At 51.1% G+C, this 13,318-nt stretch carries 13 protein-coding genes; all 13 read left to right on the forward strand.

Features of this window, described 5'->3' with window-relative positions; all coding sequences use genetic code 11:
• Positions 1-6: 6 nt before the first annotated feature.
• Positions 7-1,014, forward strand: a complete 1,008-nt coding sequence (locus Q0Z94_RS00085; RefSeq protein ID WP_298065691.1) for an aldolase catalytic domain-containing protein — start codon at positions 7-9, stop codon at positions 1,012-1,014.
• A complete protein-coding gene (locus Q0Z94_RS00090) occupies positions 1,011-2,180 on the forward strand; it encodes a glycosyltransferase family 2 protein (protein WP_298065693.1) in 1,170 nt (389 codons plus the stop codon). Before Q0Z94_RS00085 ends, Q0Z94_RS00090 begins: the two co-directional genes overlap by 4 nt.
• On the forward strand, positions 2,161-2,955 hold the full coding sequence (locus Q0Z94_RS00095) for a thiamine pyrophosphate-dependent enzyme (protein ID WP_298065695.1): 795 nt from the start codon (positions 2,161-2,163) through the stop codon (positions 2,953-2,955). Before Q0Z94_RS00090 ends, Q0Z94_RS00095 begins: the two co-directional genes overlap by 20 nt.
• Complete coding sequence (locus Q0Z94_RS00100) at positions 2,952-3,833, forward strand: hypothetical protein (protein WP_298065697.1); 882 nt, start codon at positions 2,952-2,954, stop codon at positions 3,831-3,833. Before Q0Z94_RS00095 ends, Q0Z94_RS00100 begins: the two co-directional genes overlap by 4 nt.
• Before the next feature lie 22 nt (positions 3,834-3,855).
• Positions 3,856-4,596 (forward strand): SDR family NAD(P)-dependent oxidoreductase, encoded by a 741-nt coding sequence (locus tag Q0Z94_RS00105; RefSeq protein WP_298065698.1) that lies wholly within the window; start codon positions 3,856-3,858, stop codon positions 4,594-4,596.
• Positions 4,593-5,708 carry a glycosyltransferase family 2 protein gene (locus Q0Z94_RS00110; protein ID WP_298065701.1) on the forward strand — a complete coding sequence of 372 codons (1,116 nt, stop codon included), beginning with the start codon at positions 4,593-4,595 and terminating at the stop codon, positions 5,706-5,708. Before Q0Z94_RS00105 ends, Q0Z94_RS00110 begins: the two co-directional genes overlap by 4 nt.
• A 52-nt stretch (positions 5,709-5,760) precedes the next feature.
• Positions 5,761-6,867, forward strand: a complete 1,107-nt coding sequence (locus tag Q0Z94_RS00115; protein ID WP_298065702.1) for a LicD family protein — start codon at positions 5,761-5,763, stop codon at positions 6,865-6,867.
• A 101-nt stretch (positions 6,868-6,968) separates the two neighbouring features.
• Positions 6,969-7,157: an adenylyl-sulfate kinase gene (locus Q0Z94_RS00120; RefSeq protein WP_298065825.1), complete on the forward strand. Its 189-nt coding sequence runs from the start codon at positions 6,969-6,971 to the stop codon at positions 7,155-7,157.
• 16 nt (positions 7,158-7,173) lie between these two features.
• Entirely contained in the window at positions 7,174-8,253 is a 1,080-nt protein-coding gene (locus Q0Z94_RS00125; protein ID WP_298065703.1) for a LicD family protein, read from the forward strand.
• A 72-nt stretch (positions 8,254-8,325) separates the two neighbouring features.
• Complete coding sequence (locus tag Q0Z94_RS00130; RefSeq protein ID WP_298065705.1) at positions 8,326-9,387, forward strand: adenylyl-sulfate kinase; 1,062 nt, start codon at positions 8,326-8,328, stop codon at positions 9,385-9,387.
• Positions 9,378-10,112, forward strand: a complete 735-nt coding sequence (locus Q0Z94_RS00135; RefSeq protein WP_298065706.1) for a formyltransferase family protein — start codon at positions 9,378-9,380, stop codon at positions 10,110-10,112. The genes Q0Z94_RS00130 and Q0Z94_RS00135 overlap by 10 nt, the downstream gene beginning before the upstream one ends.
• Positions 10,103-10,906, forward strand: coding sequence for a class I SAM-dependent methyltransferase (locus tag Q0Z94_RS00140; RefSeq protein WP_298065708.1), 804 nt, complete (start codon positions 10,103-10,105; stop codon positions 10,904-10,906). Before Q0Z94_RS00135 ends, Q0Z94_RS00140 begins: the two co-directional genes overlap by 10 nt.
• 24 nt (positions 10,907-10,930) lie before the next feature.
• Positions 10,931-13,312, forward strand: a complete 2,382-nt coding sequence (locus Q0Z94_RS00145) for a PEP-utilizing enzyme (protein WP_298065710.1) — start codon at positions 10,931-10,933, stop codon at positions 13,310-13,312.
• Positions 13,313-13,318: the final 6 nt, after the last annotated feature.

A 13,318-nucleotide genomic window follows, 5' to 3' on the forward strand; every position in this document is an offset into this window, starting at 1 on the left:
GATTTCATGGGAACGCTGAAACTTCTGGACTGCACCTTGCGGGATGGCGGGTACGTTAATGACTGGAATTTTGGACAGTCCGCCATTGAAGATATGGTTCGCAAGCTTGAACAGACCCATGTGGAGATACTGGAACTGGGATTCATCAAGGATGAGCCGTATAACGAAGACCGCACCGTCTTTAATGATATAGAGCAGGTTAAAAAAATCATTCCTCAGAAAGCGTCGGGGATTGAATATGCGGTTATGGCCGAAGTAGTAAACCCGCTTCCGCTGGAGAAACTGGCTCCTGCCGATGCAGACGGGCCGGAGATCATCCGCGTTATCGTGTGGAAGCGCATGCTTAAGGAAGGTTTTGAATATTGCAGGGGAATTGTGGAAAAGGGCTACAAGCTCTGTGTGCAGCCCGCGCGCGTCAGCCAGTATTCTGATGAGGAATTTATAGAAATGGTTGAGCTGTTCAATCAGCTCGATCCCATGGCGGTGTATGTAGTGGACAGCTGGGGCACCATGTATGCCGATACGCTGCTTCACTACATGAAACTTGCGGAGGAGCACCTGAAACCGGGAATTGCCATAGGATACCATGGCCATAACAATATGATGCAGGCCTTTGCTGTGGCCTGCGACTTTGCCCGGCAGGAGACCGGCCGTGACATCTTCATCGACGCCAGCGTTTACGGCATAGGCCGTGGGGCGGGCAATCTCAATCTGGAGCTTTTTGCCAAATACCTGAACGATACCATGGGGAGAAACTACGATCTTGCCCCCATGATGCAGATGTATGATTCCTATATAAAGAAGATATATGAAGAGCACCCGTGGGGATTTTCTCTGCCGTACTTCATTTCTGCAAAGTATAACTGCAATCCGAATTTTGCGGAGTATTATATATCAAAAGGTATTAATATAAGTAGGATAGAGAAAATTATATCTTTCATGCCGCAAGATGAACGAATCATATTTTTATCTTCAAATGCAGAAAAATATTCCAGATATGGAGTTGGTATATGAAAAATATTATTAATTATGAAGCAAATATTGATTGCTTTGCGATGCATAGGAATGTGAAATTGAACGCTCTTTATGAGCAGCGGGCCTCTGATTATGACGGAAAACCATGGATTACCGTTTTTATTCCGACATACAAAAGATATGACCTGTTTAAAGAAGCGTTGAAAAGCGTGATGAGGCAGAAGCCTGTTGATTTTCAATGGGATATCCTGGTTGTGGATAATGAACCGTATGAAGGGACTCCCAATGCCGTGGAAGAGTATATCAGAACGCTTTCCGATATAACCATTCGCTACTTCCGTAATACGACAAATTTACGTCCCGGAGATAATTTTAATCGGGGAATCTATCTGGCGCGGGGAGAGTGGGTCATGATGCTTCATGATGATGATCTCTTATTCCCGAATAGTCTTGAAAAGATGGGCAGGGCCATACGCTTTCTGGAAAAGCAGGATAAAAAGCCTCTGGGGGGAATAGCCGCACAATATCAGTGTTTCTTACATGATCCGGAACAACCTCATGGAAACGATACCATGTTTAGACAGGTTGAAAACTTGGTATTAAATGAGCCGATGTCGTGGAGATTTTATAAATTAACGCACGCGAAAGTCTTGTTCACCGGTCATCCTGGAGGAAATATCCCCAGTATAGGAACAACGTACAGGAGAGATGCGGTGCTTGAGGTCGGTGGATTCAATGATGATTTTGGAATTTCCGCCGATCTTATACTGTTTTATTGTCTGGAAAATAAATTTTCAGTATATTCTACTTTGGAACCATATGGTTTTTACAGATTTGGAATAAATACAATGGTAAAAAAAGAATCAACATATAAAACAATTAAGGCAGGTTTTGATTTTAGAGAATATGTATATAATAAAAATATATTTCATAAATTATGGGGCTGGCTATTCAGGAGTGCTCATTACTATTTTTTCACAGAAGCAGTTCTCAATCAAAGGAAAATTGGTTCCAGAAAGTTTATACGATTCAGCGATTATGCTTCAATTTATGATAAAAAACCAAATAAATTTTTTTATAAACACATATATAAACATGGAGTATTGAATGCATATAACAAGATAAAACGTTGGGAAGTTAAACGCCTTGAAAAAAGAGCAAGGCAGGAAGGTTTGGTGAAGAAAAATGAAGAATATTTTTCGTAATCTTCGCAAGGATGCTCTGTATCTGTCCCATAAATGTCGGGACGGCAACCTTCAGAGCGTGTTTTCCTGTCTTGATATTGTCTGGGTGCTGTATGACAGGATCATGAACTGGTCTCCGGAAAAGGCACAGGACGCGGACCGTGATTTCTTCATCATCAGCAAGGGGCAGGCAACGCTGGCCCTGTACCCAGTGCTGATTGAGAAGGGGTTCTTTGACAAGGAAGAGGTAGCCTCCGAAATCGGCCTGTTTAACAGCCGCTATTGCATACAGACGGATGTCACCAAGTTCTCCGGCGGCGTGGAAAACAGCGCCGGCTCGCTGGGGCATGGGCTGCCGTTTGCCGTAGGTATTGCCTATGCCGGCAGGATTAAAGGGTCGCCCTCTCAGACCTTTGTGCTGTGCGGTGACGGCGAGTTCTGTGAAGGCACCATGTGGGAAGCCTGCCTTTTTGCCGCGGCGAAGAAGCTGGATAACCTGTGCGTGATCGTGGACGACAATGATTCCGTCGGGGCCATGATCGACATGGGCAGCATGCGTCTCAAGCTGGAAGCCTTCGGTTTCGATGTCTTTTCCGTCAACGGGCATGATCCTGATGCGCTGGAAGCCGTGTTCCGCAGGGCGGGAGGCCTCAAGAACGGCAGGCCCAAGGCCGTGCTGGCCAGAACCGTGCGCGGATACGGCAGTCCGACCATGATGGAGCACGACATCTGGTTCCACAAGGCGCCTGACGCCGAAGAACTGGCGATGCTGGAGAAGGAGGTGGAGGCGTTTTGAGGCGTGCCTTTTTGAAGCGTGTGGCGGACATGATCCGCAAGGAAGAGGACACGGCGTTCTTCACTGTGGATATCGGCATGTGGGCCATCCGGGACGTACTGGCCGAATTTCCCGAGCGCTGCATGAATGTGGGCATCTACGAGGATGGTATGTTCAGCATCGCGGCGGGTATGGCCAGCCGCGGTCTCGTGCCGACCATTTTCGGCATTCAGCCCTACCTCATCGAGCGCACACTGGAACAGATCAAGATGGATCTTGCGTACCAGAAGCGCGGCGTCAACGTGGTCGGGACCGGCGCGGCTGTGGATTATTCCAAATACGGGTATTCCCACTACTGCGCCGAGGATGTGCAGCTCATCAAGATGCTGCCGGGCTGCGAGTTCGTGGCTCCGGGCACGGCAAAGCAGTTTCTCCAGCTTTTCAACGCCTCGTACCGGAATGGACATCCCACTTTTTTCCGGATCAGCGATCACCCCAACCTGCGGTATGACCCGGATGTTCGCTTCGGAAAGGCCGAGGTGATGCAGACGGGAAGCCGGGCCACGGTGCTGGCGGTTTCCGTCATGCTGGACATGGTCATGGAAGCCTGCGCCGGGGAAGATGTCACCGTGCTCTATTACACCACGCTGGAGCCTTTCGACTGGGAAACACTGGCGGAGAACTGCCCTTCCGGCAAGCTTTTGCTTGTTGAGCCGGAGTATGAAGGGAGCCTGCTTCACGACGTACACAAGGCCCTGCCGGGCCGCGCCCTGCGGGTGGAACAGGTGGCCTTTCCGCGCGAAATTTTCCGGAATTACGGAACCTATGACGAAAAGATGCGGCATTACGGGCTGGGTTCTTTGAACATCGCCGCGAAGCTGAGAGCGTTGCGGGACTGAATCCGGAATGCAGGGGAAACATATGGAAAAGCTGAAAGGAAAGGTCGCCCTGGTGACCGGCGCAACATCCGGCATTGGCGAGGCCTGCGCAAAATTGTTTGCCGCTCACGGGGCCAGGGTTGTGCTCTCCGGGCGGAATGAGGAAAGGGGGCAGGCCGTTGCACGGGATATTCGTGCGGCGGGCGGCGAGGCGAAGTTCATCGCCTGCAATGTCGCTTCGGAAGAGCAGGTCAAGGCACTGGTCCACGATGCTGCTGCAAGTTATGCCGGACTGGACATCCTGTTTAACAATGCCGGCGTCATGCTGCCTTCCATGGAAATAGAGCGCATGCCTGTGGAAGATTGGCGCGAGACGCTGGATACCAACCTGACAGGATATTTTCTGATCACACGCTGCGCAAAGCCGTATTTGCTGGCCAGCCGCGGCGTCATCCTCAACAACGCATCCATCGCAGGCCTTCAGCACTATGCCGCCGGGCGTTCCTACGCCTACAGCGCGGCAAAGGCCGCCGTCATCCAGTTTTCGCACCAGATGGCAAAAAACTATGGAGAAGAGGGTGTGCGGGTCAACTGCATTTGCCCGGGCATTATCCAGACGCCGATTCTCCACGGCCGCGATCCCAAACTGTATGAAGACCGTATCCCGCTTGGACGGGTGGGAACGCCTGAGGATGTGGCAAAAGCCGCGTTGTTTCTTGTTTCGGATGAGTCCGCCTATCTGACGGGAGTTGTCCTGCCTGTGGATGGAGGGGCGTCGCTTTGACCGGATCTTTTATGAAAATACACTCATTTGATCCAAATTGCATAGAAAAGAGTTTTAATGAAATAGATATATTTCGTGATTCTTTTTCTATGACAGATTCCATCGTATCAGATTTAATGTGTGGAGTTATAGATAAAGAAGTTGAACCATATATTTCCGTCATTATTCCAACATATAACAGGCGTGCCGTGCTCCGAGAAGCCCTGGAAAGCGTTCTTCGTCAGAAACATGTTGATGTTGAATGGGAACTTCTGGTCGTTGACAACACTCCGCTGGATGAGAGCGGTATGACGCCGGCCCTGCGTCTTATACAGAAAATCGGTGATAGCCGTATCCAGTATTACCACAACAGGGAAAATATTGGTGCAGGCAACAACTGGAACCGCGGCGTGCGGCTGGCACGGGGAAAATGGGTCTGCTTTCTGCATGACGATGATGTGCTCTGTTCCGATGCGCTTTTTCAGATCGCAAATATCATCCGGCGCCATGAGAAGCTGCGCAAGCCGCTGGGCTATATTCATGCGCGCCGTCTGGATTTTACGGGAACGTTTGACGAGCAGGAGGCCGGAAAACACGATAAACCCTATGAACGGGAACTGACGCGCACGGGCGCACTTATTCACGGGCATACGCGCACCGGCGCCCCTTCCTGTGGAACTACTATTCTGAAGGAAGCCTATCTGCGCACGGGTGGTGTCCATGACGGCTTCGGCACCGTTGCGGATGCCGTGCTGGGCTATCAGATCATGCGCGATTATACCGTGCTGGAATCGGGAAAGGTGCTGGGGGGCTACCGCTGGCAGGAGAATGCCACCCTGAGGAAAGAGACGCTTCAGAGTCTGGTTGAGGCGGATCTGCTGTTTGCGCGCTACCGCTATGGCCGGACGCCGGCGTCCCGGATTTTCGGCATGCTGTTCGAACGTGTGCAGCACAACAGGAATGTGGATGGAAAGCTCGCTCTGGCGAGAAAAGCTCACCTTGCGATGAGTGTCCATGATTTTGAACAGATCCTGCCCTACAAAAAGTCCGGCAGAGTTGTTTCCTTTTTATACACGATGATACGGCAAGCCTATCACCAGATAGAAAAAGGTAACAGGTATTATCCGCGGTAATTATGGCTAAGCACAGCTTTCGTCATACCTGTTTAATGCATAAGGAGGAATCATGTCTCTGAAGAACTGGCTGCATACCATGAAGGGCAAGTGCCTGCCGCCGTCAGCGCGTAAGGTTATGCGTATGGAAAAGACGCTTCTTTGCCGTTTGGATGAATTGTCAGCGCAGCACGGCTATCTCGATAGGCAGATTAAGGCACTATCGGCAAGAAATGATCTGCTGTTCTGGTTTTCGCAGATGCGCGAAGGTGAAGGCCTCGCACGAACCAAACGAAATTTCTTTGAAGGGCTTGTCCCCGAAGAAGGCCTTATTCGGGGAACGCAGCTTGTTATGTTGAATTTAATGGACTTCATTGATGATGTTTGTACAGAAAACGGGCTTACCTATTTTTTATCTCATGGCACACTTATAGGCGCGGTCAGGCATAAAGGCTTTATACCATGGGATGATGATACTGATGTCAGCATGATGCGCGAGGACTTTTTAAAATTTAAGAATATCATAAAAACGCAGTCGCGGTATCGTCTTGTGGATTATTATGAGGCAGGATGCAGAAAAGAGTCCTGTGGTCGTTTTGCAAAATTGGTAGATACAAATCTGCCTTTGCATATTTTTGTTGATGTTTTTGTTTATGACTGGGAGGACACGAAGAGTGACGAGGAAGCCTCTCGGAAATATTATGCCAAAAGAACAGAATTAGGTGAGAGAATATGGGAGACAGCGCAGAGATCAGGCTGCGCGGCAGAATCTCGGCCCATTGAAGACCCGGCTATTAAATCTCAGCTTGATGCTGTTTTTGATGAGTATGTCTATCCTTATCCAAAAGAGGGAACAGGCATTCAGTGGGGAGTGGATTTGTTTTGGAAGCGAAATATTTATTGCATAAAGAAAGAATATGTCTTTCCTGTCAAACGCATGCCGTTTGAGGCAAATGTTCTTAGAGAGGACGAGCGAGCGTCTGGTAAAAAAGAAAAGAAGAGAGAATTTTGTGTGCCGCAGAATCCTGAAGTGCTTCTCTCTCTCGCTTATGGTAACATCATGGAAATTCCAGCTCGCTGTTATGCCTATTTTCATGCAAAGTATTTTGATTTTTACGGCAAGGAAGACATTATAGAGGAATATCTTAAAACATGGGGCTGCGCTGATCAAAAGGGGTAAGGTATGGAAGGTAGGGGCATGGTTAAATCCATGCTCCCTTTACAACATTGCCGAACTGAAATTCACCAGGGGGCAAGACAGTGGTTATCTGAATAATCGGGCTGTCCGGGATGGGAAAGACCACCCTTGCGGAAGAAGTTGTGCGCCTTGCCAGACAGGACGGCAGGACCGTGACGCTGCTGGATGGCGATGTCATGCGCAGAGTGTGGGGCGACAACCTCGGGCATATGCTGGAGGTGCGCAAAAAAACTCAGGCCGTGTCCACGAGAGGATACGTCAACCCTGTTTAATGCATAAGGAGGAAACATGTCTCTGAAGAACTGGCTGCATACCATGAAGAGTAAGTGCCTGCCGCCGTCGGCGCGTAAGGTTATGCGTATGGAAAAGACGCTTCTTTGCCGTTTGGATGAATTGTCAGCGCAGCACGGCTATCTCGACGGGCAGATTAAAGCGCTATCGGCAAGAAATGATCTGCTGTTCTGGTTTTCGCAGATGCGCGAAGGGGAAGGCCTAGCGCGAACCAAACGAAATTTCTTTGAAAGACTTGTCCCCGAAGAAGGTCTTATTCGGGGGGGGCAGCTTATTATGTTGAATTTGTTGGATTTTTTGGATGATGTTTGCACAGAAAACGGACTTGCCTATGTTTTAGCTCATGGAACACTCTTAGGCGCGGTCAGGCATAAGGGCTTTATTCCATGGGATGATGATGTTGATATATTCATGATGCGTGAAGACTTTTTAAAATTCGAGAAAATAATAAAAAATCAGTCAAGATATTGTATTATGGATTTATATTTTGTGGATGATAAAAAAAATAAATGTGCTCGTAGTAAAGTGTTAAGAGATACAAAGATTAATTTGAATATTTGGATTGATATACTAATTCTTGACAACACAATAATTGATGATGAGTCATCCCGTAAAAAACAAGCCAAAAGAATAGAATTAAGTAAGAAAGTGTGGGATATTACGCAAAAATCAGGCTGGGCGGTAAAGTTTTACCCTATTTATAACCTGGCTATTAAATCTAAACTTGATGCTGTTTTTGATGAGTATATATATCCTTGTCAAAAAGAGGGAACATTTATTGAGTCCGTGTGGGGCTGGTATTCATTTAAGAAAGAAGATGTTTTTCCCGTCAAACGTATGCCGTTTGAGGCAAATGTTCTCAGGGAGGATGAGCGAGCGTCTGGTAAAAAAAAGAAAAAGAGAGAATTTTGTGTGCCAAAGAATCCTGAAGCACTTCTCTCTCGTTATGGTGACATCATGAAAATTCCGGATGGACCTTATTCCTATAGACATGCAAAGTATTTTGATTTTTACGGCAAGGAAGACATTATAGAGGAATATCTTAAAACATGGGGCTGCGCTGATCAAAAGGGGTAAGGTGTGGGCATGGTTAAATCCATGCTCCCTTTACAACATTGACGAACTGAAATTCACCAGGGGGGCAACACAATGGTTATCTGGATAATCGGACTGTCCGGAGTGGGTAAGACTACTCTTGCTGAAGAAGTTGTGCGCCTTGCCAGGCAGGACGGCAAGACCGTGGCGCAGCTGGATGGCGATGTCATGCGCAGCGTATGGGGCGACAACCTCGGGCATACGCTGGAGGATCGCAAAAAAAACGCCGACCGTCTCCACGGATTATGCCGATACCTGGAAGGAGAGGGCGTGCATGTGGTGGCACCGGTTCTATCCCTGTTTCAGGAAACTAGGGACAAGAACAGGCGGGAACTGCGCGATTACTATGAGGTATACATCAAGTGCCCCATGGAGAACCTGGTTCTGCGGGATTCCAAGGGACTGTATGCTCGGGCAAGGCGGGGTGAAATCGAGCTGCCCGGAGTCAACATGCGTTTTGAAGAACCATGCGCTCCCGATCTGGTTATTGAAAATGCGGGTTCCCGTAACGAATTGCTGAGTTACGCCCCCATGCTGGCTCAAAAGCTGGTCCGGTCGGGAAGGATGGCCTATTCCTACACTGCGAGGGATTTATTGCATGAGCCGGAAAACTATTTTTACGCGCCGTTTGGCGGCAAGGATTTTGTCAAGGCATGGAAGCGGTGCCGGGAAGAATCATTGACCGCCTGGGCCGGAGCGGAAGCCATGGGACCCTGCCCCGGCGATTTGACGGAAACGGAGCGTGAATTGTGGCGACTGGCTTCAACAGGCCAGAAACCGACAGGGAAGGATGCCGTCCTGATTGAAGGATTGCTCCGGCGTTTTGAGGTCAGTAAAAAACTGCCTGCCACTCTGGTGCCGCCACGGTATTCCTGTGTGCGGGCGAGTGACCGTTTGACCCGTCCTCATGCCTACGCCTGCCTTGGGGCGATTCTGGCCTTGAGCGCTGCGGAAGAACCGGACATGCGCCAGCTCAACTGCCTTTTGAAAATCAATGACCTTCTTTGCTCGCTGTCCAGCCTTCCCTCTGAACTTTTTCCCCTTGCCCGCCGCGCTCTTGCCGGCGAGCTGACTGCCGTTCAGGGCTGGGCGCAAAGGAGCCATCTATGCAAATAAGCGATGTTGCGCTTGTATGCGCGGACAATGTTCGGGCGCGCTGCTATATGCAGGCATTCACGGCGCGGAAACTGTTGCCCTCCTTCTGCTTGATATTGCCCGCTGCGGAATCGGGAAATCCGGACCCGAGACGGAGGCGTCTGTCACCGGCAGAGGTTCCCTGGGGCAGATTTGATCCTGAGCGGGGCATCCGGGAGCTGTGTGAGGAAGCGGGTGTCCCTTGCGAGTTTGCGCCGGCTCATGACATCAACGCGCCGGAGACGATACGGCACATTGCCGAACTTACACAGCAGGTCTGTGTGTATGCGGGATTTGGCGGCGTTATTCTACGGGCCGATCTTTTAAACTGCGGGAAGAAATTTCTGCACGCCCATGGCGGCTGGCTTCCCTCTTATAAAGGAAGTACCACTAACTATTACAGTGCGCTGCAGGAAAACTTCTGTGCCGCTTCCGCCATGTTCCTGAATGAGGAGATCGACCGTGGCGTGGTGTTGTGCCGCCGCCGCTTTGCTGTGCCCGCAGATATGTCACTCATGGATTATGTGCATGACAATGTTTTCCGGGCCGAAGTGCTGTGCGAAGTGTTGGCCGCGCATGTGAAAAGCCGGGGCTGGCCGGAGTCCGTTGTCGAAAATACCCCGACCAATCCCTATTTCGTCATGCATCCGCTTTTAAGACATATGGCTATTCTTGGTAGTAAAGGAGCAGATTTGCCATGCGCATAACGTATCGAAAAAATGATTCGCTTGCTTACTGGACACAGCGTTGGGCCGATGTTGAAGCGGACGAACCGATGGAAAACCGTGCCTCATATCCCTTGAAATACGCTCTGGAAGCAGTGGCCCGCTCATCAGCGCCAAGGGGTGGACGTATCTGTGAAGCCGGGTGCGGCAATGGGCGGCTGGTACGCTATTTTATGCGCAGCGGCTGCAATATAAGAGGTTTTGATTTTATTCCCGAGGCCATCAGTAAAATTAAAAGCGTTGAACCTGATGCCGAAGTGGAAACAGGAGACATTCTTAATCTTTCCTATCCCGATGAATATTTTGATACCTTTCTTGCCTTTGGATTGTATCACAGCTTGCCGTATGAACTTCAGGATCAGGCGATGCAGGAAACGTTCAGGGTTTTAAAACCTGGTGGCGTTTTGTGTGCATCGTTTCGGGCGGACAACCTGTGTACTCGTATATCAGACTATCTGCGGCAACCTGCCCGGAAGGAAGAGAAAAAGAAGTTCCACAAGCTTAATCTGACACGTCGTGAATGGGAACATGTTTTACTTCGGAATGGTTTTACTGTAGAAAAGATGGACTGTGTTGTTAATATGCCTATACTCTATAAATTTAAATGCTTTCGACATGCAACACACAAAAATTTTGATGAACATAAAGGTCGTTGTGAAGGGTATTTGCTTAACTTACCTGGTAAATTACTGTGGAAAGTTTTATATATAATTTTCGGGGGGGGGAGATGTGTAATGTTTTTGTTGTTCAGGCTCGAAAAATCAAGAGTTAAATAGACCTTAATCTTTCTTGAGGCCATCATGAATACACCTGCCTTTTCTTTCACCTCCAAGGCCGACACTCTGCTTGCCCTTTCTGCCCACGAAGAGTTGCACATTCCGCCTGTGCATGTTTTTACCGTGGCGCAGTGGCAGTCCGGACAGGAGGCTGTCCTCCGCAGGCTGGCGGAGGCATTTTCCCCGGAGGAAGTGCTGGCCGTGCGCTCATCCTGCCGCAGAGAGGATTCTGCCGAGTCATCCGCCGCCGGAGCCTATCTCTCCATCCTCAATGTTGCGCTCTCGGATCCAGTCGCCCTGCGCGATGCCGTGGAGAAGGTCATGGTCTCCTACGGCGGGGCGGAACCCGATGATCAGGTGCTGTGCCAATCCATGATCCGGAATGTCACCGTCACCGGCGTCATCATGACCCGTGCGCTCAATGACGGCGCACCGTATTACGTCATCAACTACGATGATGAATCGGGCCGGACAGACACCATCACGGGCGGACACAGCGTCAGCAAAACGGTTTCCGTGTACCGTGGGGTAAGCGACCGCGACTTTGATTCTCCCCGCCTGCGCGGTTTTGTAGCGCTGGCCCGCCGCCTGGAAGAGCTGTGCGGCAGTGACAGCCTGGACATCGAATTCTGTCAGGACGCGGATAATGTCCTGCATCTGCTCCAGGTCCGGCCCATGTGCACACAGCGGCACTGGCCGGAACAGAACGAGTCCATCCGCGAGTTCATCGGGTATGGCGCGGACTTTATCGCGGCGCGAACCGGCCCGTCTTCAAACCTGTTCGGACAGCGGGCCATTCTGGGAGTGATGCCGGACTGGAATCCGGCGGAGATCATCGGCCTGCTGCCGCATCCGCTGGCAAGCTCGCTGTACCGCAGCCTGATCACCGCGCGGGTATGGAGCGAAGCGAGGGAACGCATGGGCTACCGTCCCCTGCCCGCCACGGAACTCATGGTTCTGCTGCTCGGCCGTCCCTATATTGACACCCGCGCAAGCTTCAATTCCTTTTTGCCGAACGGCCTTGATCCCGTTACATGCGAAGCTCTGGTGTCTGCCTGGCTGGAACGGCTTGAGGCGCAGCCCCAGCTGCATGACAAAATTGAGTTTGAAATCGCGCAGACGGTCCTGGACTTCTGCTTTGACACTCATTTGGACGAGCGTTATCCGGGACTGCTCAGCTCCCAAAGGCGCGAGGAGTTCCGGGACTCGCTCCGGCATCTGACCGTCCGCTGTCTGGACGAGTCTCCTTCCGGCTCCATGAAGCAGGCCTTTGACGCCGTGACCGAACTGCGCAACCGGCAGGCGGGCAGAATTCAGGTCGGGCCGGAACAGCGCCTTCCCCTGTCCGCCGTCAACGCACTGCTGGAAGAATGCCGCGAGTTAGGTACCCTGCCCTTTTCCATTCTGGCCCGCCATGCCTTCATGGCGGAAAGCCTGCTGCGCACGGCAGTGAAGCGGGGCGCGCTGCTGCCCGAGCGGATGCGGGCGTTCAAACTGTCCGTCAAAACCATTTCCGGGGAACTGTCCGGCGAATTTCTGGAGGTGTGCAAGGGCCAGAGGGACGCTTTGGGCTTTATGCGCAAGTACGGCCATCTGCGGCCGAGCAGCTATGACATCTTATCTCCCCGCTACGCGGATCGCGAAAATCTTTTCAGCGATGCGCAGGACCTTGTTGTCAGGGAACAGCCCAACGAAGTCTTTGCTCCCAGCCCGGAAGAGCGGCGCGACCTTCAGCTTCTGCTGACGGAAAGCGGCCTGCCTGTCACGCCGGAAGGTCTGTTCCATTATGCACGCCGGGCCATTGCGGGGCGGGAACTGGCCAAGTTTGTCTTCAGCCGGAATCTGTCGGACGTGCTGGAAATCGTGGCGCTGTGGGGCGAGGATATGGGGTTCAGCCGGGACGACGTGTCCTTCATGGATATACAGGCCATTCTGGACTCGATTACCCATCTCTGCCCGGAGACACCCAGGGAGCATTTTGCCCGGCATATAGCGGCCAACAGGGAAATTTTTGCCAAAAGCGAAAATATCAGACTCGGCTACCTGATCCGCTCCGTCAGAGATGTTTATATCGTTCCCCAGCACAGGGCCGAACCCAACTACATCGGCGCGGGCCGGATAGAGGGAAGCCTCGTGCGGTTGTTTGCCGACAGCCCCTGCAGCATGGATCTGTCGGGAAAGATTGTGTGCATTGAAAACGCCGATCCCGGCTTTGACTGGATTTTCACGCGACAGATTGCGGGGCTTGTCACCAAGTTTGGAGGCACAAACTCCCATATGGCCATACGCTGCGCCGAATACGGCCTGCCCGCCGCCATCGGTGTGGGCGAGCAGATCTTTCAGTCTCTGGCCGGAGCCAAAAGGGCGCTGCTTGCCCCTCAGTCTGCCACACTCAAACCCTGCTGAAAAACA

This window comes from uncultured Mailhella sp., assembly GCF_947631555.1.
Taxonomy (GTDB): Bacteria; Desulfobacterota; Desulfovibrionia; order Desulfovibrionales; family Desulfovibrionaceae; genus Mailhella.

Bases quoted from the DNA above. Each gene is read 5' to 3' on its own strand.
- Q0Z94_RS00085 (WP_298065691.1), top strand. From the start codon at position 7: ATGGGAACGCTGAAACTTCTGGACTGCACCTTGCGGGATGGCGGGTAC.
- Q0Z94_RS00090 (WP_298065693.1), top strand. From the start codon at position 1,011: ATGAAAAATATTATTAATTATGAAGCAAATATTGATTGCTTTGCGATG.
- Q0Z94_RS00095 (WP_298065695.1), top strand. From the start codon at position 2,161: ATGAAGAATATTTTTCGTAATCTTCGCAAGGATGCTCTGTATCTGTCC.
- Q0Z94_RS00105 (WP_298065698.1), top strand. From the start codon at position 3,856: ATGGAAAAGCTGAAAGGAAAGGTCGCCCTGGTGACCGGCGCAACATCC.
- Q0Z94_RS00115 (WP_298065702.1), top strand. From the start codon at position 5,761: ATGTCTCTGAAGAACTGGCTGCATACCATGAAGGGCAAGTGCCTGCCG.
- Q0Z94_RS00125 (WP_298065703.1), top strand. From the start codon at position 7,174: ATGTCTCTGAAGAACTGGCTGCATACCATGAAGAGTAAGTGCCTGCCG.
- Q0Z94_RS00130 (WP_298065705.1), top strand. From the start codon at position 8,326: ATGGTTATCTGGATAATCGGACTGTCCGGAGTGGGTAAGACTACTCTT.
- Q0Z94_RS00135 (WP_298065706.1), top strand. From the start codon at position 9,378: ATGCAAATAAGCGATGTTGCGCTTGTATGCGCGGACAATGTTCGGGCG.
- Q0Z94_RS00140 (WP_298065708.1), top strand. From the start codon at position 10,103: ATGCGCATAACGTATCGAAAAAATGATTCGCTTGCTTACTGGACACAG.
- Q0Z94_RS00145 (WP_298065710.1), top strand. From the start codon at position 10,931: ATGAATACACCTGCCTTTTCTTTCACCTCCAAGGCCGACACTCTGCTT.